The following is a 25,061-nucleotide window of genomic DNA, read 5'->3' on the forward strand; positions in this document are numbered from 1 at the left end:
ATTGCCTACTTTCTATTTTTACATTACTTTTGCAAGCAAAACAAGAATAAAATCATCATGAGCGATCAACGTTATAATCTGAGAGGAGTCTCTGCATCCAAAGAAGATGTACATAATGCTATTAAAAACATTGATAAAGGAATATTTCCCAAAGCATTTTGCAAAATTATTCCAGATATATTAGGTGGGGATCCAGCATATTGTAATATTATGCATGCCGACGGAGCCGGAACTAAATCGGCTTTAGCTTACATGTATTGGAAAGAAACCGGAGATTTATCTGTATGGAAAGGTATCGCCCAAGATGCTCTTATCATGAATATTGACNAACTATCGGCCGAAACAAACTGCTTATCCCTGGAGAAATCATCTCGGCTATTATAAACGGAACAGATGAACTTCTCTCCGAGCTCCGAGAACTTGGTGTAAATGCTTATGCAACTGGGGGTGAAACTGCTGATGTCGGAGATTTAGTACGCACAATTATCGTTGATAGTACCGTTACATGCCGAATGAAGAGAACTGATGTTATTTCAAACCACAACATACAACCTGGAGACGTTATCGTAGGGATGTCCTCATATGGACAAGCTTCTTACGAAAAAGAATATAACGGAGGTATGGGTAGTAACGGACTTACATCGGCCCGGCATGACGTATTTTCCAAATACCTGGCAAAAAAATATCCTGAAAGTTACGATGCAGCTGTTCCCGAAGCCCTTGTCTATTCAGGGAATCTCAAACTAACCGATCAAATTAAAGAGTTGGGCATAGATGCCGGAAAACTGGTATTATCCCCCACCCGCACCTACGCTCCTGTTATCAAAAAACTACTTGACCAAATGCGTCCTCTTATACATGGCATGGTACACTGCTCTGGTGGAGCACAAACAAAAGTCATGCATTTTGTCGAGAATCTAAAAATTACTAAAAACAACTTATTTCCAGTACCTCCTTTATTTAAAATTATACAAGAACAATCAGGAACAGATTGGCAAGAGATGTATAAAGTCTTCAATATGGGACATCGCATGGAAATATATATTGCACCACAACATGCCCAAAATGTAATAGACATAACCCGCTCATTTGGAATCGATGCGCAAGTTGTAGGTTATGTAGAAGCTTCAAATAAAAATGAACTTATCATAGAATCCGAATTCGGAGAATTCAAATATTAGTTCTAAAAAATTACGACAACTTGAATAAACAAAAATATTTATAATACTCGTCCTTATCTGCAAAAGGACAAGTATTATAGATATTCTTTGTAAACCTTAACCTTACTCTTTATCAAACACATATCACATTTTTGTTAAGGAATATTATTATATATAATTTCTACTTCTAATTAATATTCTACGTAATACTAAAAAAATATTTATACACAAATAAAGCCAAGAATAATAAAAATAAACGAAATCTGCACTTAGTAAACGCGACATTTATATAATTTGAGATAGCGATAAAGACTTTTATATGCAAATTATGCTTTACCTAAAGAGCAAAGTCAGTTAAACTTTAAAAACATGGATAGGGATAAAACAGTTTTTATAACATCCTAATGTACAATAATATACATTTATCAAAAAAACAAATATACTATAACATTTTATAAAAAGGGGCAAACAGACTTTAATCTATGTTGGGTCTTAGCCGAGCCTTCTACTTTAAAGTTAATGAATGCCCCTTCTTATTATCTTCAAAACTGAAGGTTTTCTTCTACTACTGCACACTACTTTTTATAACAAAAACTATCTCAAAAAGTAATACGTCTATAAATTATTACTGAAAATAAGTACAAATAAACAAAATACAATGAAAGTAAAAATAAATGTTTGAAAATAGCATAAAAACAGGTTATACTACTATAATTTCTTACCACAAAAGGGCAACTGCGCACTACGTTAGAGAACGAATGCATCGTTGCCCATACTATGACCTTCCGGCTCTATTATAATATAATGTGATGTATTTCTTTACTTCTGATTTTCAAAAGAAAAAGATATAATAATATCCTCCGATAAATATACCGGTTAAAAAAATCATACTACCTTATTCTCGATATAAAATATTAATTATTACATTTGTATACCATTTTACAATGCAAATATAGGAATTTGTTTGCACATACAAACATTTTCCTATATAAAATATGTTAAAATATAAACATTTTCCTATGGATGTACGGGAGAGGATAAGTCAAATCATCGAAATAAAGAAATTAAACAAGAATTCTTTCAGTAAAAAAGTTGGAATTCAACCTCAAACTCTACATCACATTTTAAAAGGCAGACAAACATATCCTTCATATCAAGTTTTAGAAAAAATTGCATTAACATTTACCGATATAAACTTAAGATGGCTCATTACCGGAGAAGGTAGCATGATATTACCACCCCAACAAACATTCCGATACAAAGAACTCGAAGAAGAACTACCCTCTCAAACCAGCGATTTGCCATTATACACAACAAGGAATATCCGTATCCCAATTGAAGAGCTCACAGAGATTATCCAAAAAGGCAATAATCCCGACAACTACAACAACTTACCCTTCTTGTCCTTGCCATCATTTATCTTGAATAATGACACATTCCATCTATGTACTCAAGTGAATGATAACTCTATGTTTCCGACCTTACCATTCCAGTCCTATCTTATTGTGAGCCAAGTTTCCAATAAAAAAGAAAATATATCCAATAACGATATATATGTTATTATTGACAACTGCAAAAATATTTTTATAAGAAGAATAAGGAAAAGCTTGAAGAAAAATACCATTATTTGCATCTCTGATAATCCGAATAAAAGTTTATATCCCGATATGACCTTATCTCTAAACGAAATAGATTCGATATGGCATTTCGAGATGCTTCTTTCAGTCGATTTACCAACATCTCTTACGGTCACAAATAATATTGAAACATTACAAAATGATATTTCTGACATCAAAAATACCTTAAGAAAATTTCTAAATTCAAAAAAAATGAAACAACAATAAGGCATCCTCAATAATTCCTGAAATATGTTAATAATTAATTAATCAATTGTTAATGTGTCTTCTTAAATAAAGAAATGTGTATTTTTGTATCAGTTTAATAATAAAGAAATTTATATTATTTATTTCTTTTACAAATTATATCAAAATAATTTGTAATTAATTATTAAACAAAAAATATTTATATCAGGAAATAAAAATCATTATAATGAGCCAATTAGTTATTAACAGTTACGAAGAGTTCGAAAAATATGTCGGACAAGAACTAGGTGTATCAGACTATCTGAAAATCACCCAAGAGCAAATAAATCAATTTGCCGATGCAACATTTGACCACCAGTGGATACATGTGGATGTCGAAAAAGCAAAAGCAGAAAGCCCATTTCATACAACCATAGCCCACGGATATCTAAATCTCTCTATATTACCTTACCTTTGGGGACAAATAATACAAGTCAACAATGTAAAGATGCTGGTAAACTACGGCATAGAAAAGCTTCGGTTCAACCAACCAGTATTAGTAGACAGCGATGTAAGAATAAGAGCAAAACTGGTTTCACTCATTAATTTAAGAGGTATCGCCAAAGCCGAAATCAAGGTCTCTTTAGAAATAAAAGACTGTAAAAAAACGGCACTTGACGCTACAGTAATATTCCTCTACCATTTTAAATAAAACAAACAAGTAACTCTTACAAATGCGGTAGCTTTATCTTAAGTTATCGCATTATTTATTCTACATTTATTTGTCATAAATATATGTTACCCAAGGATTTTATAAATTTAATGGCGATTGCAGAAAAAATGAAATGCAATACCCGACATTCATGGACATCCACTCATCGACAGGAAAGCGTAGCTGAACATAGTTGGCGATTATCAATGATGGCCTATTTCGTTCAAGACGAATTTCCAGAAGCAGATATACAAAAAGTGATATTAATGTGTATATTCCATGATCTTGGAGAAGCTATCACTGGTGACATACCGGCTTTTCTAAAAACCTCTAAAGACGAATCCGTCGAAAATCTGGAAATATCCCGATTAGTCAAATCACTGCCTCAATACTACCAAAAAAAATTGACTAACCTATTTCAAGAAATGAATGATTTAGTCACTCTTGAATCTAAAATATACAAAGCATTAGACAAGATGGAAGCTATCATACAACATAATGAAGCCGATATATCCACATGGCTTCCATTGGAATATGAACTCAACCTAAGCTATGGTTCTGATGAGGTAAAATTCTCCCCATACATGGAAAATCTTAAAAAAGAAATTAACAACGATTCCTTATTAAAAATAAGGAATGCAAAACAAAATATTGAAACAAAATAATAGAATCTTCCTTAACTGTAAAACAGAACGTTACACACATCCTTATAAAGAATAAAAAAAGAAAAACAACATTATATTTGGCAAATACGCAAAATTGCCTATCTTTGCACCGATTTAGTCGAGAAAAGCTCACAAAGGAAGGATGGGTGAGTGGCTGAAACCAACAGTTTGCTAAACTGTCGTACTGGTAACGGTACCGGGGGTTCGAATCCCCCTCCTTCCGCTGACAAAAAACTTGTAAATAAATTTATTTACAAGTTTTTTCATTATACAAACCAAAGACTTGCTTCCCTTCAATGCTGAATAGCATATAATTAAGATACTCTTCCCTATAATATATTTTTAAATATTTCACCACCTTTCATAATTAAAAGTATATTTTTTCCCGGGTCTCCTAATAAATCAATATTATCCATCGCATTACCATCCAATATTATCATATCGGCCCAAGCATTCTCTTCAATTATGCCCAACCTACCAGGATAGGGATTACGAGAACCAGAAAGAGATAATAATTGAGCATTGCCATACGTGACCATCCTTAATATTTCATAATTTGTAAACCATTTTTGCAATTTCAAAATCCCTTGGTTCTGATTTTTCGTATTCATTGGATTAAAAAGCAAATCTGTGCCCCAAGCCAATTTCACCTGATATTTTTTGGCCAGATTGTAGGTATGGTCGGTACCATCTACCACTATTTTATGTTTATCTTGCTGAGCCTTACTTGGATATTGATTATCGTTATAGGTAAAAGGTTGCATACTAAGCCACGTTCCCTTCTGTGCCATAAATTCCATTGTCGGCTCATCTATCAAATGCCCATGTTCTATGCTTTTAACTCCAGCCAAAACAGCACGCTTTATAGCTCTCGGAACATAAACATGAACCATAACATAAGTACCAACATCCTCCGCAGCTTTAACCGCAGCCCTAATTTCTTCTTCAAAAAACTGTGTATCTTCCAGCTGATCATACAGAGATGCCACTCCACCCCCCGTCATCAACTTTATCTGACTTGCCCCCAACCGGATATTGTTACGAGCAGCGACAGTAACAGCATCAACACCATCAGCAATAATAGCAGCTCCAATCTCCTCAGTATGGCTCAATTTACAACAATCAAACGGACGAGGTTCTTCATACACAGCTCTGAAATCTCCATGACCGCCAGTCTGTGAAATAATAGCTCCACATGGATATATACGAGGTCCCGGCAATATCTGCTCATCAATAGCTCTCTTTATACCAAACACCGGTCCTCCCGCATCACGTACTGTTGTAAAACCTCTTAACAATGTATTCTCAGCTTCCTTAATAGCTTTAATCTGTGTATAAGCAGAATCTGCAGTCAGAAGGTCTATCATTGTATTACTTGACATAAAAGTATGCCAATGAGCATCTATCAATCCAGGCATTAAAAATTTACCCTTTCCATCAATTACCAAAGTGCTTTCTGGAACAATAATATCCTGCTCTGAGATTTTCCTTATCAAACTATCTTCTACGAAAATATTAGCACGGAAAACATCTTTATTACACCCGTTGAAAACCAACACATCATTAATCAATATACTACTATTTGCCATTTTCTATCGTTTTTCAATTCATCCATATAAAAAACCTCAAAACATAATCATTGGTTCACTCACATTAAATAATGTACGAATTTTTATATATAAAAACCATAAATATCATAAAATAGACTGGCCTGCAGATATCTTGTAACAAGATATCTGCAGGCCAATAACAACATTTTATTAAATAATTTAAGGTATAACTATTTTGTATGTCTTACCTGATATTTTTATCAAATATATTCCACTTTCCAAGCTAACATCCAAAACATTCTTTCCTACATTACAATACTGAACCGCAACCTGCTCTCCCGTAATATTGTATAGATAAACATTCTCTGCAACAAGACTCGATACCCAAATTTTATTTTCAGACAACCATATTCGCGGACACTCCAATGTTGATTTTCCTATATCAGAGGTTTTCCCCAATACAGCAGCTTCCCATGAAGTCGCAACCCGTATACCATCTACTATAATATTTATATCTTGATGGCCCTGACGTAAACCGATACCCGCCGGGAATATATCATCTTTATCTCCCGAGGTGCTCACAATAGGTCCAAGGGTAGGATTTTCAGGCTCTACTTCTGAAGTCATCGAATCAAAAACATATAAACTCACTTTATCATTATTATTTCCAGGAACAACTTCATACTTTAAAACCATTAAATATGTACGATATTTATCTATAAAATCAGAAGTCGTATACAAAGCTTTTTGATTATCGGAAAAGGACAGTCCTATATTCTTACCATCATTACTACAATATACTCGTGCATCATAATCAAACTTGGTACTAGTACCTCCCATCCATGTAGGTAACTCCCCATCCCAAAGATGTAAAAAATATTGGCCATTAGCTCCTCCTGCTCCATTAATCTGCACAAGAAAAGCAGCATATACACTTCCCTTGCTCACTTTAGGAAAAGGAGTATATACGGCTTCCCCATCACCTTCCAATTGCACAGCACCCCCTATCCCCGTGGCTGCATATCCATCAAAAGACAATCCAGAAACTACCATAGCAGGTTCACCCGAAACATTAGCTATCCATCCATGCTCTGTCAATAAATCACCTATATTATAATCAAAATTTTCTGTCCAGATTTCTTGCGCTGACAATGTAAAAACTGAAAAAAGACCAACAAAGAAAAAGACGTGGAAACTCCACGCCTTTTTACACATATCACATAATATTCTCATATCACAAAATTACCTTCACAGCCTTTCCGTCGACTTTTATGATATAAATACCTTTAACAACAGGAACTACACTTTCCGCATCAGCCTTAAAAGCTTTTATTTCTTGTCCCTGCATATTATAAATATTTACATTTTTACCATCAGCTCCCTTAATATAAATATTGCCATTAGCTGTATATACATCAATATCTGATACCGTCTCAGTTTCTACTGATACAGTTTCTTTTTTATCAATACTTACATTATAAATCTGCCATGTATTAGCAACCTCGTTCGACGACGTATATTTATATGCTATATGAGTAGGGTTCTCCGTCGTATTATCTATCTCAATATCTCCAGAAGGAGTTATAGCATATGTCTCGCCAACAGGTGACCACGTTATACCTTCAGTAACAAAAGTCCAAGAAGCCGTAGTCGGATCAGAGTACCCATCATAATCAAACGAATAAGCAAAACCGATACCTGTCCCATCAGATTCTTTATTTTGCGCACTCTCAAAATTAACGACTATTTTTCCTGCAGGAATAGCCGGAGAAATCAACCAATCTTCATTTTCAAATCTTGATCCGCTTAAATATCCAGATATCTTGGCATATGTCGTCTCTTGATAAGACGCTGCAGCCCAAACTTGCTCTCCATTAATACTACAAGGATACCAGTCTGCTAATGACCCGTCAAATTTTTGAAGATAAGGCAATGTTACTACATCATTTGCATCAACAGAAATTTCTCGAGTTATTACAGTACTGCTTTTACCATCTTTGATAGCAATAGCTTTTATCGTTGATGACTCAGTTACCGGTATCGGAGCTGTATATTCTGTCGAAGTGGCAGAAGGCACTTCACCAGAATTTATATTATAATAAATTTTAGCTCCCTCTGTCGCAGAAGTAAGTTCTACTGTTGCTTTCTCTATGTATTTTTCATATCCGTTCAACGCCCCCACAACATCGAATACAGGTGCCTCGACTACATCTTCTGCTACACCAGCCGTCAACGATATAGCTCCAAGTCCGATATTTCCACTAGCTTTTTCATCATAATACCATTTTATATAACGAACACTTTTATTATCTATCGCTACCTTTTCTTTAAGTACTGCATTAGACTTTAGATCACCATTTTCATACGTTTTAATAACAGTATAATCAGTTCCATTCTCTGATACCGATACAGTAAATTTGCCAAATGTTCCTGAACCATTCCATTTTATAGAGTAACTAAGTTCTTCTGGTGCTCCAGTAAAATTCAAAATAAGCAACCCATTACCTGTCTTATTTTCAAATCTCAATTTCGGGCTATCTTTATAATCTGCTCCGATATTTTCAGAAGTCAAACCTTCCACATCCTTAATGTCGTTAGCTCCACCATCAAAATTAAACGGAAGCGAAGCTTGAGCAAAAGCACTTACACATACCCCTACACACATTGCAAGAGTCAATAAAAATCTCTGAGTAATTTTTTTCATAATTAATTATATTTTGGTTAGTTAATAATATATTATTAAATTTCAAAATTACAGAATTTAAGAGATATCCACAAATTATTATCTTAATTTATTTATTACTATTTATATAAATCTATAAAAGAAAAAATTATTCTTAAAATAGGAAGAAAAGTTTCTAAATACAGCTTACTCAGAAGAGTCCTAACATTAGAATTAGCCCTTTTTATCATAATACCATAGACAAAACTATAATAGAAAGANTCTAAATTCGGAAGTTTTTGAGAAACATTGTTTTGTGATACAAAAAAATATAGTACATTTGCACCGCTAATGCAAAATATTAACTAATTAACAAATTTCAAATGGCAACAAAAATTAGATTACAGAGATTCGGACGCAAAGGTTATCCGTTTTATCAAATTGTAATCGCCGATAGCAGGGCACCACGTGATGGTAAATTTATTGAAAGGATAGGTTCTTATAATCCGAACACTAATCCTGCTACAATAAATTTGAATTTCGATAGAGCTTTGTATTGGCTTCAAACCGGTGCTCAACCCACCGATACTGCCCGTAACATTTTATCAGCACAAGGAGTGTTACTGAAAAAACATTTATTGGGCGGTGTTAAAAAAGGTGCGTTCTCAATGGAGGAAGCAGAAAATCGTTTCAACGCTTGGTTGAAAAACAAACAATCTGTTATCGAATCAGTAAAAGCAAAAGTAAATGAAGCAAAAGCTGCTGAAGCAAAAAAACGCTTAGAAGCTGAAAAAGAAGTAAACAAAGCTATTGCTGAAGAAGTAGCAAAGAAAAAAGCTGAAAAAGCTGCCGCTGAAGCTGCCGCAGCTGCTACAAGTGAAGAAACAGCCGCTCCAGCAGAAGAAACACCTGTTGCTGATGCCCCGGCTACCGAAAGTGCTGAATAAAAATTTATACAGCATACTTAAAGAACATATTCCCTCATGAAGAAGGAATATGTTTTTTTTATAATACCTCTTTTATTGTTAGTTGATTTTTTCTACCTTTGAAAGCAGCCGAACAATTTTATATATGACATGCTTTCTATTCTTATTCCAATATACAACTACGATTGCCGTTCTTTAGTCAAAGACTTACACAAACAATGTACTGTATCGGACATCCCTTTTGAAATCCGGCTAATCGACGATTGTTCCGACCATTTTCAAAAAGAAAATCAAAGTCTATCGACACTCCAATTTGTACACTTTACGGCCTTATCCACCAACATCGGACGCTCCGCAATACGTAACCAGTTAGCTCAAGAAGCAAAATATGAGTACCTTCTATTCATTGACTGCGATGCCGGAACATGTAACAATTATATTGCGAAATATCTTCCATTCCTCCCATCTGACAAAATAATCTGCGGAGGCCTTTTATATGATATCAAAGACTATACTCCAGAAAAAAGCCTTCGTTTCCAATATGGACATAAAAGAGAAGAAAAATCTGCACAAACACGCAATAAGACTCCATATCAAGCTTTTACCTCTTTCAATATGCTAATTCCTAAAAAAGTATTTTTGGCTATCAAATTCGATGAATCAATTACCAAATACGGACATGAAGATACTTTATTTGGTATTATGTTAGAAAAAGAAAAAAAAGAAATCTTACATATCAACAATCCTCTATATCACAAAGGCATCGAGAACAATATCATTTTTCTACAAAAGACACAACAATCCATCCTATCTCTTAAAGAACTATACGAAAGAGCAGAATATTCTTCCCAATTATCTAATAAAATAAAAATTCTTTCATTTTATAAGAAAATTAAACCTCTACATATCCCGATATCCTTCCTATTTACATCAATAAGGCCCCTTATTGAAAAATATTTAATAACAAATAAAAAACCCAGCCTCATCGTCTTCGACTTTTATAAGCTCGCTTATCTCTGTACATCGATGCAAAACAATAAATAATCTATTATTATTCAAAATCATCACTCCCCTCTTCCGGTTTTGACTCATACATCTCTTGATATTCAGCCCATTCTAAGTCTTTTTCTGTATATATAGACAATGGTAACCGTTCAAAATCAGCAAGTGCATCATTCAACATCTGACCAAATGCCGGGACATTACGGGTATAAAAGACCCATGTTCGTTCACCCGCTCCAGTATATACACCTGTAAGTATTGCCAATTTATTCTTTTCCATAGAGCGTTGCAAGACAAGCTGTACTTCCTCCATCTTCTTAGCTTCTTCTTCTGAAGGCATACCATTAATAGCAGAACGATATGACCACGTAACTTCCGCCCGCTCTCTAAACTTGCCTGATTTCCTAAAATCAGAAATATTATCACGACCGGAAACCACAATCATTTGGCCATCCTCACTTTCGGCCAATGCCGTAAACCATATATCTGTCAACTTCATAATTTATCTTTTTCACAAAGATAGCCAAGTTTCATAAAAATACAGATAAAGTTCTCATTAATCTTAATCAGGAGATGGATAAAAAACATATCAAATCTCTATCTTTTTTTTAAAAATAGAATACTTTTTTGTATCAAACATTTGTTTTGGAATAGGGATATATTAAAAATAGACTACAAATTCTAATAAATAGACATTTATTTATTAAATACAATATTCTAATTTTGTCCCGAATTTAAAAGATTCTTTAATAAAAAGCGAATTTCATTATTTAAGAGATATACAAAATTCAAATGAAATATAAATATAAATATTAAATATAAATATCCAAATGAAATGGTAATACACAAAAACTATGTAGAATAAATAGACTTTTATCTTTGCAAAAACTACTGCAAATGAGTCAAAATCAAGGTAAATAAAAGGCAAATCGATTATTTTGCTTATATTTGTAAACAATTTGTACGTTGAAAACGTATGAATATCCAGTAGCAAATTGATAGATATATGGTCAAGTACAAACGGGAAATATACAATTGGTAAAAATTTCCGAGTATATAATGATAAAATTGCAATTAACCCAGAAACAAATGAAACTCAAAATACTTTTTGTATGTAGCGTATGTGCTCTACTGTGTTTAGCATGTATCGAAAACGATAAGGAAATTGCAGGTTATGGGTCGCTAACATTAGGTATATCAGCCGACTACAAGGTAAACGAAGTAACATCAATAACTCGTTCTGAAATAGACAATACTGTATCAGAAACAATTCTCCCGTCTACAAGTGATTTCAAAATATCCATTTTTGATGCTCAAGGTGGAGTTTATAAAGAGTGGGAAAAATTTAGCCAATATACCCCTGATACTCAATATCCAATAGGTACATACTCACTAAAAGCATCATATGGCAATATTGAAGAAGAAGGTTTCGACTTACCCTACTATGAAGGGACTTCTCCTTTTACTATAGCCAACAAGCAAGAATCAGTTCTTGATGTAACATGTTATCTCGCCAACGTAAAAGTTTCTATCGATTACACCGACGCATTTAAAAAATATTTTACCGATTATTCTGCAACAATACATGTAAACGGCGGTAAATATATAAAATTCGATAAAGACGAAACCCGTTCTGCCTATATAAAACCAGGTGATATAAGCATCATTCTTTCAATGACCAAACAAGATGGCAAAACTACAACATTCGAGCCATCCACTATTACGGGTGCTATAGGAAAAGAACATTACCGACTAAAATTTGATGTAAATAATGGAGAGGTTGGCGATGCACAACTATTAATATCATTCGATAACTCAACTACCGAAAAACCTATTACTATCGATTTATCTGAAGATTTTTGGAATTCTAAGCCACCTTACGCTATTAACGAAGGCTTCGAGTCAAATATAGCACAAGAAATAATAGAACTTGGAGAAGTTTCGGCCCCATCTGTAAATACAATGATTAACGCCCGAGGTGGAATTTCAACTTGTACATTAACTACAAACTCAGCCTATCTTCTGTCTCATGGATGGCCTGCAGAAATAGATTTGGCTAACGCCGATATCCAAAACCTAACAAATAACGGACTAAAAGTAAACTGGCTGAAAAATACAAAAGGCGAACGTACCATGGCAGTCATTGACTTCACCAACTTGATTCCTGAACTGATGATTGCCGACAATTCAGATACACATGAATTTGGAGTAGTCATTAAAGATAAATTCGGAAAAGTAAATGAACCGGTTGTATTAAAAATAAAAAATACCCCATTAGAAATAACCTTAAATGATCCCGACCCAGTATATATAGGTAGTAATGAAGCACTTATTCCTATACAAACAAATGGAGAACTCGATCAGATAAAAATAAAATATCTCTATGCCGGAGTCTGGCAAGAATGCAGTAATAACGAAGCAGTCTCTGTTGACGGAAATAGTTATATAAAAGCAAATATCATTACTGCAAATGAGCCCGTCAGCATTTTAGCAACTTATCGAGACAAGAAAAACTCGGAAGAAAAGAAGCTGAACGTTAAAGTTCCCGAATACTCAATTACAATAAATCCAGCAGATGTATGGGCTCATAAGAGTACTATCTCATTAAAAGCTTCAGATAGCAAATATCAAGAGGTTATCAACAAATATGCCAATATATATTTATCGAATGACGGAAATGATTGGAAAAAGACCAATGCTTCTACAGAAAACGGATATTATTTGATAGAGTCCTTATCTGCTGCTACAACATATCATGTTAAAGCTTCATGCATGGAGAATGAATTCAGCGAATCGCAATCATTCCTGACAGAAGAAGAACTTAGTTTAGAAGATCCCAGTCTTGAAAAATGGACAGATAATACTCGAAAAAGTTTAATGAACGGAGCATCATTCTGGTCTTACGTAGATGTTACAGCAAACTATCCGGAGTCATATTGGGCTTGTGTAAATCAAAAAACATTTGAAGGAAGCCCTAATGTGAAATCTACATATAATATTGTTCCGTCAACATTAAAACGTACAGGACGCACCGGTAACTGTGCCCTGATTCGTACAGTGGGCTGGGATAATGGTTCCGGAAACTCAGGAATAAACCTCAAGCATGTTGCTGCCGGAAAACTATTTATGGGAACATATAGTTTTGACCATAACAATAATAAAGATACCTATAACTACGGACAGCCATTCACCTCCCGACCCGCATGCGTCAAATTTTGGTATAAATATCTACCAAACGGAAGTGATAATTTCAAAGCATGGGTCGTCGTCGAGAGTAGGACAAACGGTGAAATCATCCGTTTAGGAGCAGGAGAAATAACTGGAGGAGAGACGACCGAATTCACAGAAAATACAATACCGATTACATATACTAACACCAGCTTAAAAGCTACACATATGTATATAGCATTTTCCTCTTCAGCAGCTTGTTCTGATGAAGAAGGGACAGAAACATCAAATCTCAAAAGCCTTGTCGAGAATGGAGAAATCGACGGTTACACTCATTACGAAGGAAGTAATTTATATATCGATGACATATCCTTAACATATTAAGATTCTTACAACATAGAAAATATAGTATTATGAGAAAAATATATATAATTACATTGGTTATTTTTGCCGGGCTATTTTTAACGACATCTTGTGACAGAGAAAAACTCGACTATGAGCTTACATCGTCTTCTATCGGAAATAGCTCAAGCAATGAACAAGACGGACCTACTGGGCGACTTTCAAAACCTCAATTGACAACTACACGTTCCATAAATACTGATGAATATCTTATTGGCATCTATAAAGAAAACGGGGACCAAGTTGAATTACTAAAATACAATGAAATAAGTGAAGATGGTATTGTCTTAAAGGTGGGGAATTACAAACTGACGGCCAGTTCACACAATGTACAACCGGCAGAATGGGATAAACCATGGTATTATGGAGAATCAGATTTTACTATTGAAGAAAATAAAATTACAGAAAATGTCGGTGTGACATGTAAACTGAAAAATTTAGAAGTAAAAATAGAATTCGAAGATAAGCTTCTTGCCTTAATGGACGACAATTACAAAGTAACGGTTGAGATAGGCAAAGGTTCCTTAACATATACCAAGACACAAAAAGACCAAAATATAGCCGGTTATTTCTATGCTGAACCAGACCAAGATGACAACATCTTCTATGCAGCTTACTTTAATGGACTTGTTGATGGTATAGCTACGCTACAAACGGCAAATGGCAAGGTATCGAAAGATACTCAAACATTAACCATCACATTTAAACTCAAATCTACAAATCCTGACGGAAATTTAGAAAATGGCACTCTCAATCCATCTATAGACTTAGATGCCACAGCTATAATTGTAGACAAAAATTTTAACATCACTATAGAAGAAGATCTCATTGAAGAAGATCCAGTGAATCCTCCCTCTGGAGGAGAAAATGACATGAGCATCAGTGGCAAAGATTTTAACGGAAAGACCTTTGACATTAAGAATCCGATTACTCTTCCAACAAATATACCAGAGGAGGGCATACCTGTCATCGTAAAAATAAATGCTGCCAGCGGAATCAAAGAACTGAACGTAGATATCGTATCTGAAAAATTGGCTCCAGTCCTTCCCGGAGTGGGTTTAACAGATCATTTAGATTTGGTAAATCCAGGAGAATTCGAAACTGCAATCAAAGGCTTAGGATTTCCTGTTAAAGAAGATGTTATAAATAAAACCGAACTAGACTTCAATATTACACAATTTACCCCATTATTAGGTATATACGGAGCTGGAACTCATCAATTTGTCATAAACCTTACTGATAACAATGACAAATCTATAACAGAGACATTGATTATAATTACTCAATAATGAAAAAGAAAATCATATATAAAATCTTATGTTCATGTGTAATACTATTGGTATACGCTTGTACACAAGACATATCTTTATCAGAAGGAGAAGGAATTCTTAAATTAGGAATTCGAGTCGATGATGCCGTCAAAATGGTGCCTATACAATTAGGTCGCTCAACTACACGAGGAGCACTCACCAAAGCATCACTTGAAGAAAGTTGCAAAATATATATCCGAAATTCCAAAGGCCTTATCCGAAAGTATGAAGGAATGTCAAATGTACCATCAGAACTACATTTGACGAGTGATAGTTACAAGGTAATTGTAACAGCGGGAGACTCTGTAAATGCATCGTTCGATACACCTTATTATAAAGGAAGCGAAACTTTCACAGTAAAAGGAGGCCAATCTACAGAAGCGAATGTTATATGCAGTCTGGCAAATACTTTGGTATCTGTAACATACGATAATAATATCGCAACACTTCTTGACCCGGAAAGTTGTGTTGTCACCGTATGGTCGTCAGTCGGAGAATTGGCATTCGATTTCTCTAAACAAGATAACGCCGGTTATTTTATGATGCCTGCCGGAGAGACAGAATTACAGTACAAGTTAACGGCTAAAGATATTAATAACAACTCATTTGAATATACAGGAACCATAACAGACGTAAAACCTTGCTATAAATATAAACTAACCTTTGCAAATAATGGTGAAGATTATCAGGAAGGTGGAGCATTTATCAAAATTACAATAGACGAAAGCCGCATTGAAGTAAATGAAGATGTTTATATACGACAACGGCCTGATATAACAGGCTATGAATTTGATATCACCCAACCCATATATCAGGAAATCGGAGAAGGTATTGCAAGGACAGTATTTATTAATACTACATCAGAACTCAAAAGCGCAGTACTATCCAGTGAACAATTTGCTCAACTAAATATCTTTCCATCATCATTCGATTTTATGGCAATGTCTGAAGGAGAAAAAACAAATCTTGAAAATCTGGGTATCAGCTACGAATACATTTACAATGTAGAAAAAGAAGAATCGTTATTGAAAGTAAAATTTGCAGAATCCCTCATGCAGCCCCTGCCTGAAGGAGAATATATATTTACCTTCTCAGCCACCGATATTGCTGAAAAAAGTAGGACTCAAGACTTCAGGCTAATAGTATCCAATGCAACAGTATTGACCGAAGAAATAAATCCCGTTACCGTCTGGACCAACAGAGCCCGTTTAGAAGGTAAAAAGATAAAAGCTACTCAAGCCGAATTAGGATTCCGATATCGCAAATCAGGAACGACTGACGAATGGACTACAGTCCCAGCTATAGACTCAGGAGATACTTTTTATGCTGATATCACAGATTTAACACCAAATACGACTTATGAAGTAGTTGCAACAGATGGCCAACAAGCATCATCAGTAACCAGCACATTTACTACCGAAAATATAACCCAATTACCTAACAACAGTTTTGAAAACTGGCATCAAAGTGGTAAAATATGGCTGATTTACGGAGAAAATGAGAGCATGTTTTGGGATAGCGGAAACCACGGATCTTCTACATTAGGGGTAAATGTTACCAATTACGATGAGTCGACCCAAGTAAATGGAAATCGTTCTGTAAAGTTATCTTCCCAGTTTGTAGGAATATTGGGTATAGGTAAGTTTGCTGCAGGAAACCTATTTGCGGGAGAATATGTGGATACAGACGGTACTGATGGTATTCTGGATTTTGGACGCCCGTTTACTGATCGTCCAGCAACTCTTACCGGATATTATAAATACAATCAAGGAACTATCGATTACGTAGGCTCCGGAACCCCAGAAGGAATTACATCAGGAACTCCGGATATCGGATGTATATATATTGCTATTGGAGATTGGGATACTCCAGTTCGTATCAAGACTAAAGATAAAACATTATTTGATCCGAACGATGAGCACATCATTGCTTATGGAGAACTAAATCTGACTCAAGGACAAACCGATTGGAAAGACTTTTCTATAAAGTTAGAATACCGGTCGGAAGAACGTAAGCCCAAATACATTATTGTAGTAGCCAGTGCAAGTAAATATGGTGATTATTTTACAGGAAGTACTACAAGTACATTATGGTTAGACGATTTTAATCTCTCTTATGAATAGAAAAATAAACAAAAAAATATGGACACTTATTTTATTCGGAATAAGTGTATTATCAGTATACGCAGGAGACTTTGACCGAGGAATAAAGCAACATACTTTTGTCCCTAAAGGTCAGTGGATTGTAGGAAGTTCTATATCTTACTCCCAGTATGACGATAAAAATTATAAATTTTTAGTTATTGACGGGTTTGATGCCAGTGGTTATTCTTTCAAAATAAGCCCAGTCTTATGCTATGCATTCAAAGATAATTTGGCAGCGGGAGGACGAGCTATGTATCAACGCACACTAACAAAAATAGACCGTCTCGATATAGGTATCAATGATGATATGAATATCAATACGAAAGATATTTACAAGTTAAGCCATTCTTATTCAGGAATGGCTATTCTGCGTTACTACATAAGTTTGGGAAGTTCTGCCCGTTTTGGCCTTTTCAACGAAGCACAGCTCAGTATTGGAGGCAGCCAATCGAAGTACGTAAACGGAAAAGGTGAATCTGTATCAGGAACATTCTCTTCATCTACTGACCTACAATTTGGAATGGCACCGGGACTTGTTGCATTTGTCAATAATTATACAACAGTAGAAGTCAGTATCGGAGTATTAGGACTAAATTACAGTAAAACCCGACAAACAACGGACCAAATTTATAATGGCGATTACTCGTCAAGTTCAGCAAATTTTAAAATAAACTTATTCTCAATTGGATTAGGTATAGCTTTTTACCTCTAAACGAAACAAAATTGAAAATGATAAATAAGCATATTTTCACACTATTGTTCCTCTGTTATGCCCCGATATCCCTCCTTGCCCAATCGGAAGAGATAAAAAACAATACAATTTTTACCAACCATACCATAACAGACGATACAACCTACAACAATATAAAAACATTGCCTCTCGGCCGTAAAACATTCTTTACCAGCCGAGCAGTAGGGCGTTTTAACCGAGGAATCACCAATTATTTATTTATCCCTAAAAAGCAATGGATGGGAGGTATGTCTGCTTCATATGCTAATTTTGACAGTAAAGACAGCCGGATGTTGCTTTCCTTATTAAAAGATTTTGATTTCTATGGATACACTGTAAAAATCAACCCTTTTATAGGATATTTTTTCAAAGACAATCAATGTGTCGGTGCTAAATTAGGCTATACCCGAACAATGGGACGATTAGGCAATCTCAATCTTAATATTGAAGACCTGGACTTGTCAATGAAAGATATGTATCTAATGGAAGATACTTTCAGCGGTACTATATTTCATCGTTCTTATGTCGGGCTCGACACACACATGCGTTTTGCAGTATTCAACGAAACATCCCTGTCGGTCGGACACGGCAGCACTCGTTTCACCCGAGGAAAAGATGGCGAAGAAAGTCGAAAAGATACCCGTACAACAATTACCGAAGTACAATTGGGTCTAAACCCCGGATTATCTGTATTTATCATGAACAATGTCAGTACAGAAGTGTCATTTGGAGTGCTCGGGCTCAAATATCGCAATGAGAAACAGAAAACAAACCAAGAAGAAACAGGTTCCCATACATCCAGCGGAGCCAATTTCAAGATTAATCTATTCAATATCAATATTGGAATAACTATACATATATAATACAGTTATGAATCGATTCTTAACTTTTCATATATCGCTCCATTTTGTCGCATTAGGCTCATTACTACTCATTTTCATAGGGTTGAGCTCATGCCTTAATAACGACATTCCCTATCCCCGCATCCAAGCCGGATTTGCAACATTCACTGTTGACGGCCAGATTGGAGAGTCAATTATAGACAACGATAAACGTACCGTAACCGTCGAACTTAACGAAAAAACTGATATTAACAAAGTTGCTATAAAACAAGTGACACTTACTCCTGACAATGCACAAGCTTCAACCCCTTTAAAAGGAGAAATTGATTTAAGCAAACCTTTGGATGTTGTTATATCGCTATATCAAGATTACGAATGGACAATCATCGGAAAACAAAATATAGAATATATATTTACTGTAGAAGGTCAAATTGGTAATGCATATATAGATCCAATAAACCAAAAAGCCGTAGCTTATATTGGTACCACTGGGGATTTGACAAAAGTAAAAATTATAGACTTAAAATTAGGTCCCATTGACATCACTAATATGACACCCAATTTAAAAGACCAATATTGCGATTTTTCTACCGGTTCCATAAGTGTCAATGTAACTTACCATAACCAAACTTTAGAATGGAAACTTTTTGTATTTCAAAGAGAAAGCAATGTTACCACAAATGAAGCGATTGCATGGGTGAATGTTGCCTGGTTATCCGGAGAAGGAATAGAAGGTCAAGAAAATGGATTCCAATGGCGAGAAGCTTCTGCAACTGACTGGCAAGGTTCAATACCGTCAGAGACTACAAGCAGCACTTTATCGGCAAGATTGTCAGGATTAAAAGCTGAAACAGCTTATATATACCGAGCTTATTCAGGAGAAGAGTATGGGGAAGAAATCATGTTTACTACAGGTAAAGCTATCCCTCTTGAAAATGGCTCATTCGAATACTGGCAGAAACCTAAAAAGATATGGTTGGTCTATGGAAAAGGACAGGAAATGTATTGGGATAGTGGGAATCACGGCTCATCAACATTAAATAAAAATGTGACTGAACCGACAGAAGAAACATATAATGGTACAGGAAAAGCAGCACAACTAAAATCTCAATTTGTAGGATTATTTGGCTTAGGTAAATTTGCTGCAGGAAATCTATTTGCAGGAGAATATATGGAAACTGTAGGACTTGACGGCATACTGTCTTTTGGTCGTCCTTTCTCTTCATATCCTACTAAACTTAAAGGATATTATAGCTATACAACAGCAGCTATAGATAATAATAGCAATGGATATGAAGAATTTTCCTATTTGTTAGGGAAACCGGATACGTGCTTTATATATATAGCTTTAGGAGACTGGGACGAACCCGTTACCATCCAGACCAGCACAGACAAAACTAAACGTAAACTTTTCAACAAAAAAGATCCTCATATTATTGCCTATGCAGAATTAAGCCAAGGCAGTAATACAAATGGCTATCAACCATTTGAATTAGAACTGGATTACTCTTGGAATTGTACTAATGGGAACAACAATAGAAACAGAAAGCCTAAGTATCTCGTTATTGTTTGTTCTGCCAGTAAATATGGGGACTACTTTACTGGGGCTGATGGAGCAACACTTTTACTTGATAATTTCGAACTGGAATATGATTATTGAAATTAACTATAGATATACTACAGATTTATAAGTCTGTGGTATATTTATTTTTATAAACTTTCTATCCCCAAGAAGATTATCGTTATTTATACTATTTTCATCTAAGCAAAACTTTCTTAACAAATATCAAATATATCCTGAATATCAAATATCTTGGGTATAAAGTTTCTATTTAGAATAGTCATCTATAAATATAAAATAGTAGGAGAAACGAGAAAGACGAGTTTTCAGATTTAAACAAATGTCCCCAATACTCCATAAAAACAAAAAATCAGTTATTTACGCAATTTGTAAATAACTGATTTTCAGGAGCGGTAAGCGAGACTCGAACTCGTGACCCTCAGCTTGGGAAGCTGATGCTCTACCAACTGAGCTACTACCGCATGATACCATCTAATGGTAGAACATTACCAAATGATAGGACAAAGATAATTATAAAAATTTTTTCTGCAATAAGAAGTCGTTTAAATTTTACAGAAATATTGCTGCAAGTAAATTATTCAATAACCCCAATAGCCTTTCAACCAAATCTTATTGCCCTTTCATTTAATGTACTATCCCTATTTTCCAATTTACAAAAACATAAAAACTATCTTTTACCTTAAATTTCACTACATTTGTATTTTCAAATCAATATTTTCAGAAAAAACGACATAATAAACATTAAATAAAATATGGAAAATAAATTTCATCCTGAAACCATCTGTATTCAAGGAGGTTGGAATCCACAAAAAGGAGAGCCTCGTGTTTTACCTATCTATCAAAGTACAACGTTCAAATACGAAACAAGCGAACAAATGGCCCGCTTATTTGATTTAGAGGATAACGGTTATTTTTACACTCGCCTCCAAAATCCTACATGCGATGCTGTTGCAGCTAAAATAGCAGCACTTGAAGGTGGGGTTGCCGGGATGCTCACTTCTTCGGGACAGGCTGCTAATTTTTATGCTATTTTCAATATATGTTCGGCTGGTGACCACTTTATAAGTTCTTCTACCATTTATGGCGGTACTTTCAATTTATTTGGCGTAACAATGAAAAAGCTCGGTATTGAGGTCACCTTTATTGATCCAGATGCTTCTGAAGAAGAAATATCTGCCGCTTTCAAACCCAACACAAAAGTATTATTCGGAGAGACAATTTCCAATCCCGGTCTTACTGTCCTTGATATCGAAAAATTTGCCCGTATAGCTCATAATCATGGAGTTCCCCTTATCGTAGACAATACATTTGCAACCCCTATTAATTGTCGCCCATTTGAATGGGGGGCAGATATTGTCACTCACTCGACAACTAAATATATGGATGGCCATGCCACATCTGTAGGAGGTGCCATAGTAGACAGCGGCAACTTTGACTGGAATGCCCATGCCAGCAAATTTCCTGGTCTTACAGAACCTGACGATTCTTACCATGGCCTTACATATACAAAAAAATTTGGGAAATTAGCCTTTATTACCAAAGCAACAGCTCAAGTCATGCGAGATCTTGGCTCTTCTCAATCTCCACAAAACGCATTTCTCTTAAATTTAGGACTTGAGACTCTTCATCTCAGAATGCCACGTCATTGCGAAAATGCTCAAAAAGTAGCAGAATATTTACAATCGAATCCTAAAGTAGCCTGGGTAAACTACTGTGGATTAGAAAATAATAAATATTATACCCTTGCAAAAAAATATATGCCTAACGGTTCATGTGGAGTCATATCATTTGGATTAAAAGGAGGACGAGACATTGCAATCCGTTTTATGGATAACTTAAAATTAGCATCTATCGTAACTCATGTCGCTGATGCCCGTACATCAGTTCTACATCCAGCCAGCCATACTCACCGGCAACTCTCTGATAAACAATTAATCGAAGCTGGAGTAGCACCAGATTTAATTCGCTTTTCTGTAGGTATCGAGAATGCTGATGATATTATTGCCGACATAAAACAAGCTTTAGATAAAGCTATATAATCATCAAATCAACCTTTACAAAACAAATATGGCGAATAAAATTTTATTCGCCATATTTGTTTTAATTAATTGGAGGTAAATCTATTGTCTCATGATTTTCATCCCATTGATCTACGTCGAATCCTCCAGAAGAACTTTCTTCTGAAAAAATCTCATTCAAAGACAGACTTAAGGTCAATTTTTCATTAGCAATAAATGCTTTCGACAAATTTTGCTTAAATATCTTTACTGCCCCATTTTTTAAAGTAATAAATATCTGCAATAATGGAGAGTCAGAAGATGGCAACAACATTGCCGTAGCATTACTGTATTGCATTTTGTCCGATGACAAAGAAAGATTTATACCCACTGTTTTTGTCGGATTTACCGGCTCTGCAGTATAAAAATTCATTTTCTCTGAAATTCCTCCAACGTGAACTGTCACATCCTTTATTATATCATCATCAAAAGGTTTCCCATCTTTATTTGTCAAAATAATCTTTACTCCAGCGACCTTTCTTTGTAATGAAGCGGATAAACGCTCATTTCCTATCTCCACCGGATTTACAGCATATACATAATCATAAATCGGATAATACAAGGTATCAAGAGAGGGCTTCCACAAACCTATATATTGTTGCGATAAATTACTCCCTATAGAAAGCGGCGCATCTGAAGCTGCTACATTATTATACGTCGGTTCAGAAGACTGGACTTTTCCCCAATATAATATATTATAAGTTCCAATAGGTAAAATAACAGGCAACCCCATCTCTGGTTTTACCTCTCCATCAGAAATAATATATGTTCCATTAATAACTACTTGCCGTCCGCTCCTATAATTTCCATAATACGTAGATGTATTCTGTAAACAAGGATATACTTCTAAAAGCCCTGTAAAAGCTATACTACTTGAAGCCATTCTGGCACTTAACTCCGGTGTTACTAAATCTTTCTCTTCAGAAGCAGCAGGAGAGTAATGTTCATCATCGATACAAGATACAAATATTATCGTCAATAACCAAAATCCTAAAAACTTTCTCATATTGCATATTTTTATATATTTATTAAACATCTCATTAATTAATAAAGTTTTTACTATTACTTTTTTTAGTACATTCTCAAAATTGTCCCATACATGTTAAACAATTGTAATACCCAACTGTTTATTCAATACAACATTATTTATATATAAACAAATGATCGGACTATTCAATGATTGTTTTCCTCCTATCATGGATGGAGTTTCTCTGACCGTACAAAACTATGCGTACTGGTTACAAAAGAAAACAGGAAGCGTTTGCGTTGTAACCCCAAAATCTCCAGGAATAACCAACAGAGAAAGTTATCCTATATTCAGATACTCTTCTATTCCTATCCCCATGAGAAAGCCTTATAGATTAGGATTTCCCCGAATTGACTTTCCTTTCCATAATCGTATACATCGGCTTTCATTCTCATTAGTCCATGCCCATTGTCCTTTTTCTTCAGGGAACTTAGCCATGCGGATAGCTAAAAATAAGAAAATACCTATAGTTGCAACTTTTCACTCCAAATATAAAGCCGACTTTGAAAGAGTCATCAAAAATAAATCTTTAGTTAATTGGCTACTTAAAAATGTTATTGACTTTTATGAATCAGCTGATGAAGTGTGGATACCCCAAGCTGCTGTAGAAGAAACTCTACGCGAATACGGATACAAAGGAAAAGTAGAAATTGTCGACAATGGTAACGATTTCTCTGATATACAAGATATAAATAAAAAGAGACTAACCATGAGACATTCATTGGGAATAAAAGAAAACGAATTTATGTTTCTCTTTGTTGGCCAGCATATCTTAGAAAAAAATCTGATTTTTTTGATTCAATCTCTCAATCTAATCAGAGAATATCCATTCCGAATGTTTTTCATCGGTTCGGGGTATGCTCAGAAAGAAATACAATCGAAAGTTGTGGATTTAGGGTTGTCTCACAAAATAACATTCTTAGGAACAATTACTGACAGAGAGCAATTGAGTCATTATTACGCAGCAGCCGACCTTTTCCTCTTTCCATCATTATATGACAACGCTCCTCTCGTAGTTCGAGAAGCAGCTGCTCTTCACACACCTTCTTTATTGATACAGGATGCAACATCTGCTGAAATTATAAACGATTCTATAAATGGATTCCTTGCGAAAAACAGTCCAAAAGAATTTGCATATAAAATAATAGATATTATACAAAAGCCCCCAATTATGTATCAAGTAGGACAACAGGCATCACACACCATTGCCCGATCATGGGAAGATGTTGTAGAAGAAGTAGCCGATCGATATCAAAATATAATACATAGATACTATACTAAAACGACGTTATCAACTTTCGATTTGAACAGAGCATAAAT

Annotated in this window: 18 protein-coding genes, 2 tRNA genes and 1 pseudogene; 15 read left to right on the forward strand and 6 right to left on the reverse strand. The window is 35.0% G+C overall.

Annotated elements, in window-relative coordinates; all coding sequences use genetic code 11:
- Positions 1-57 precede the first annotated feature (57 nt).
- From BN2628_RS07645 to BN2628_RS07665, 5 genes and pseudogenes are all read left to right on the forward strand, one after another.
- Positions 58-1,181, forward strand: a pseudogene (locus BN2628_RS07645) (AIR synthase-related protein).
- Positions 1,182-2,155: 974 nt separating this feature from the next.
- Complete coding sequence (locus BN2628_RS07650) at positions 2,156-3,004, forward strand: XRE family transcriptional regulator (protein ID WP_055096678.1); 849 nt, start codon at positions 2,156-2,158, stop codon at positions 3,002-3,004.
- Positions 3,005-3,209: 205 nt separating this feature from the next.
- Positions 3,210-3,674, forward strand: coding sequence for a MaoC family dehydratase (locus BN2628_RS07655; protein ID WP_044227841.1), 465 nt, complete (start codon positions 3,210-3,212; stop codon positions 3,672-3,674).
- 110 nt (positions 3,675-3,784) lie between these two features.
- A complete protein-coding gene (locus BN2628_RS07660; RefSeq protein WP_257606425.1) occupies positions 3,785-4,339 on the forward strand; it encodes an HD domain-containing protein in 555 nt (184 codons plus the stop codon).
- Between the two features lie 136 nt (positions 4,340-4,475).
- A tRNA-Ser gene (locus tag BN2628_RS07665) sits at positions 4,476-4,562 on the forward strand.
- 106 nt (positions 4,563-4,668) lie between these two features.
- Here BN2628_RS07665 and BN2628_RS07670 read toward each other — a convergent pair.
- The 3 genes from BN2628_RS07670 to BN2628_RS07680 form a co-directional block, all read right to left on the reverse strand.
- Positions 4,669-5,928: a metal-dependent hydrolase family protein gene (locus BN2628_RS07670; RefSeq protein WP_044227836.1), complete on the reverse strand. Its 1,260-nt coding sequence runs from the start codon at positions 5,926-5,928 to the stop codon at positions 4,669-4,671.
- 180 nt (positions 5,929-6,108) lie between these two features.
- Positions 6,109-7,122, reverse strand: coding sequence for a T9SS type A sorting domain-containing protein (locus BN2628_RS07675; protein WP_044227833.1), 1,014 nt, complete (start codon positions 7,120-7,122; stop codon positions 6,109-6,111).
- Between the two features lies 1 nt (position 7,123).
- Positions 7,124-8,593: a chitobiase/beta-hexosaminidase C-terminal domain-containing protein gene (locus BN2628_RS07680; RefSeq protein WP_044227830.1), complete on the reverse strand. Its 1,470-nt coding sequence runs from the start codon at positions 8,591-8,593 to the stop codon at positions 7,124-7,126.
- Positions 8,594-8,934: 341 nt separating this feature from the next.
- On the opposite strand from BN2628_RS07680, the gene BN2628_RS07685 reads away from it, so the two are divergent.
- Both BN2628_RS07685 and BN2628_RS07690 read left to right on the forward strand, forming a co-directional pair.
- Positions 8,935-9,498: a 30S ribosomal protein S16 gene (locus tag BN2628_RS07685; RefSeq protein ID WP_021931049.1), complete on the forward strand. Its 564-nt coding sequence runs from the start codon at positions 8,935-8,937 to the stop codon at positions 9,496-9,498.
- A gap of 129 nt (positions 9,499-9,627) precedes the next feature.
- Positions 9,628-10,521: a glycosyltransferase family 2 protein gene (locus BN2628_RS07690; RefSeq protein WP_044227827.1), complete on the forward strand. Its 894-nt coding sequence runs from the start codon at positions 9,628-9,630 to the stop codon at positions 10,519-10,521.
- A 7-nt stretch (positions 10,522-10,528) separates the two neighbouring features.
- On the opposite strand, the gene BN2628_RS07695 is transcribed toward BN2628_RS07690, so the two are convergent.
- Positions 10,529-10,978 (reverse strand): DUF695 domain-containing protein, encoded by a 450-nt coding sequence (locus tag BN2628_RS07695; RefSeq protein ID WP_021931051.1) that lies wholly within the window; start codon positions 10,976-10,978, stop codon positions 10,529-10,531.
- Between the two features lie 590 nt (positions 10,979-11,568).
- Between BN2628_RS07695 and BN2628_RS07705 the strand changes: the two genes are divergently transcribed.
- Genes BN2628_RS07705 through BN2628_RS07730 form a run of 6 tightly spaced genes read left to right on the forward strand, consistent with a single transcriptional unit; the run spans position 11,569 to position 20,735 of the window.
- Positions 11,569-14,031 carry a DUF4493 domain-containing protein gene (locus tag BN2628_RS07705; protein ID WP_257606426.1) on the forward strand — a complete coding sequence of 821 codons (2,463 nt, stop codon included), beginning with the start codon at positions 11,569-11,571 and terminating at the stop codon, positions 14,029-14,031.
- Positions 14,032-14,060: 29 nt separating this feature from the next.
- Positions 14,061-15,338 carry a DUF4493 domain-containing protein gene (locus BN2628_RS07710; protein ID WP_044227816.1) on the forward strand — a complete coding sequence of 426 codons (1,278 nt, stop codon included), beginning with the start codon at positions 14,061-14,063 and terminating at the stop codon, positions 15,336-15,338.
- Positions 15,338-17,482, forward strand: a complete 2,145-nt coding sequence (locus BN2628_RS07715) for a DUF4493 domain-containing protein (protein ID WP_044227813.1) — start codon at positions 15,338-15,340, stop codon at positions 17,480-17,482. The genes BN2628_RS07710 and BN2628_RS07715 overlap by 1 nt, the downstream gene beginning before the upstream one ends.
- Positions 17,475-18,215: a hypothetical protein gene (locus BN2628_RS07720; protein WP_044227811.1), complete on the forward strand. Its 741-nt coding sequence runs from the start codon at positions 17,475-17,477 to the stop codon at positions 18,213-18,215. The genes BN2628_RS07715 and BN2628_RS07720 overlap by 8 nt, the downstream gene beginning before the upstream one ends.
- A 17-nt stretch (positions 18,216-18,232) precedes the next feature.
- Positions 18,233-19,096, forward strand: coding sequence for a hypothetical protein (locus BN2628_RS07725; protein ID WP_055096682.1), 864 nt, complete (start codon positions 18,233-18,235; stop codon positions 19,094-19,096).
- Between the two features lie 7 nt (positions 19,097-19,103).
- Positions 19,104-20,735 (forward strand): PCMD domain-containing protein, encoded by a 1,632-nt coding sequence (locus tag BN2628_RS07730; protein WP_055096683.1) that lies wholly within the window; start codon positions 19,104-19,106, stop codon positions 20,733-20,735.
- A gap of 310 nt (positions 20,736-21,045) precedes the next feature.
- On the opposite strand, the gene BN2628_RS07735 is transcribed toward BN2628_RS07730, so the two are convergent.
- Positions 21,046-21,118: transfer RNA gene (locus BN2628_RS07735), tRNA-Gly, on the reverse strand.
- A gap of 291 nt (positions 21,119-21,409) precedes the next feature.
- Between BN2628_RS07735 and BN2628_RS07740 the strand changes: the two genes are divergently transcribed.
- The gene (locus tag BN2628_RS07740; protein ID WP_044227803.1) at positions 21,410-22,696 is read left to right on the forward strand and encodes an O-acetylhomoserine aminocarboxypropyltransferase/cysteine synthase family protein; all 1,287 of its coding nucleotides are present in this window, start codon (positions 21,410-21,412) and stop codon (positions 22,694-22,696) included.
- Between the two features lie 61 nt (positions 22,697-22,757).
- On the opposite strand, the gene BN2628_RS07745 is transcribed toward BN2628_RS07740, so the two are convergent.
- The gene (locus BN2628_RS07745) at positions 22,758-23,720 is read right to left on the reverse strand and encodes a FimB/Mfa2 family fimbrial subunit (protein WP_044228080.1); all 963 of its coding nucleotides are present in this window, start codon (positions 23,718-23,720) and stop codon (positions 22,758-22,760) included.
- Between the two features lie 154 nt (positions 23,721-23,874).
- On the opposite strand from BN2628_RS07745, the gene BN2628_RS07750 reads away from it, so the two are divergent.
- The gene (locus tag BN2628_RS07750) at positions 23,875-25,059 is read left to right on the forward strand and encodes a glycosyltransferase (protein WP_044227800.1); all 1,185 of its coding nucleotides are present in this window, start codon (positions 23,875-23,877) and stop codon (positions 25,057-25,059) included.
- Positions 25,060-25,061 lie beyond the last annotated feature (2 nt).

The sequence above is a fragment of the Gabonia massiliensis genome, from assembly GCF_001403595.1.
Lineage (GTDB): Bacteria > Bacteroidota > Bacteroidia > Bacteroidales > Coprobacteraceae > Coprobacter > Coprobacter secundus.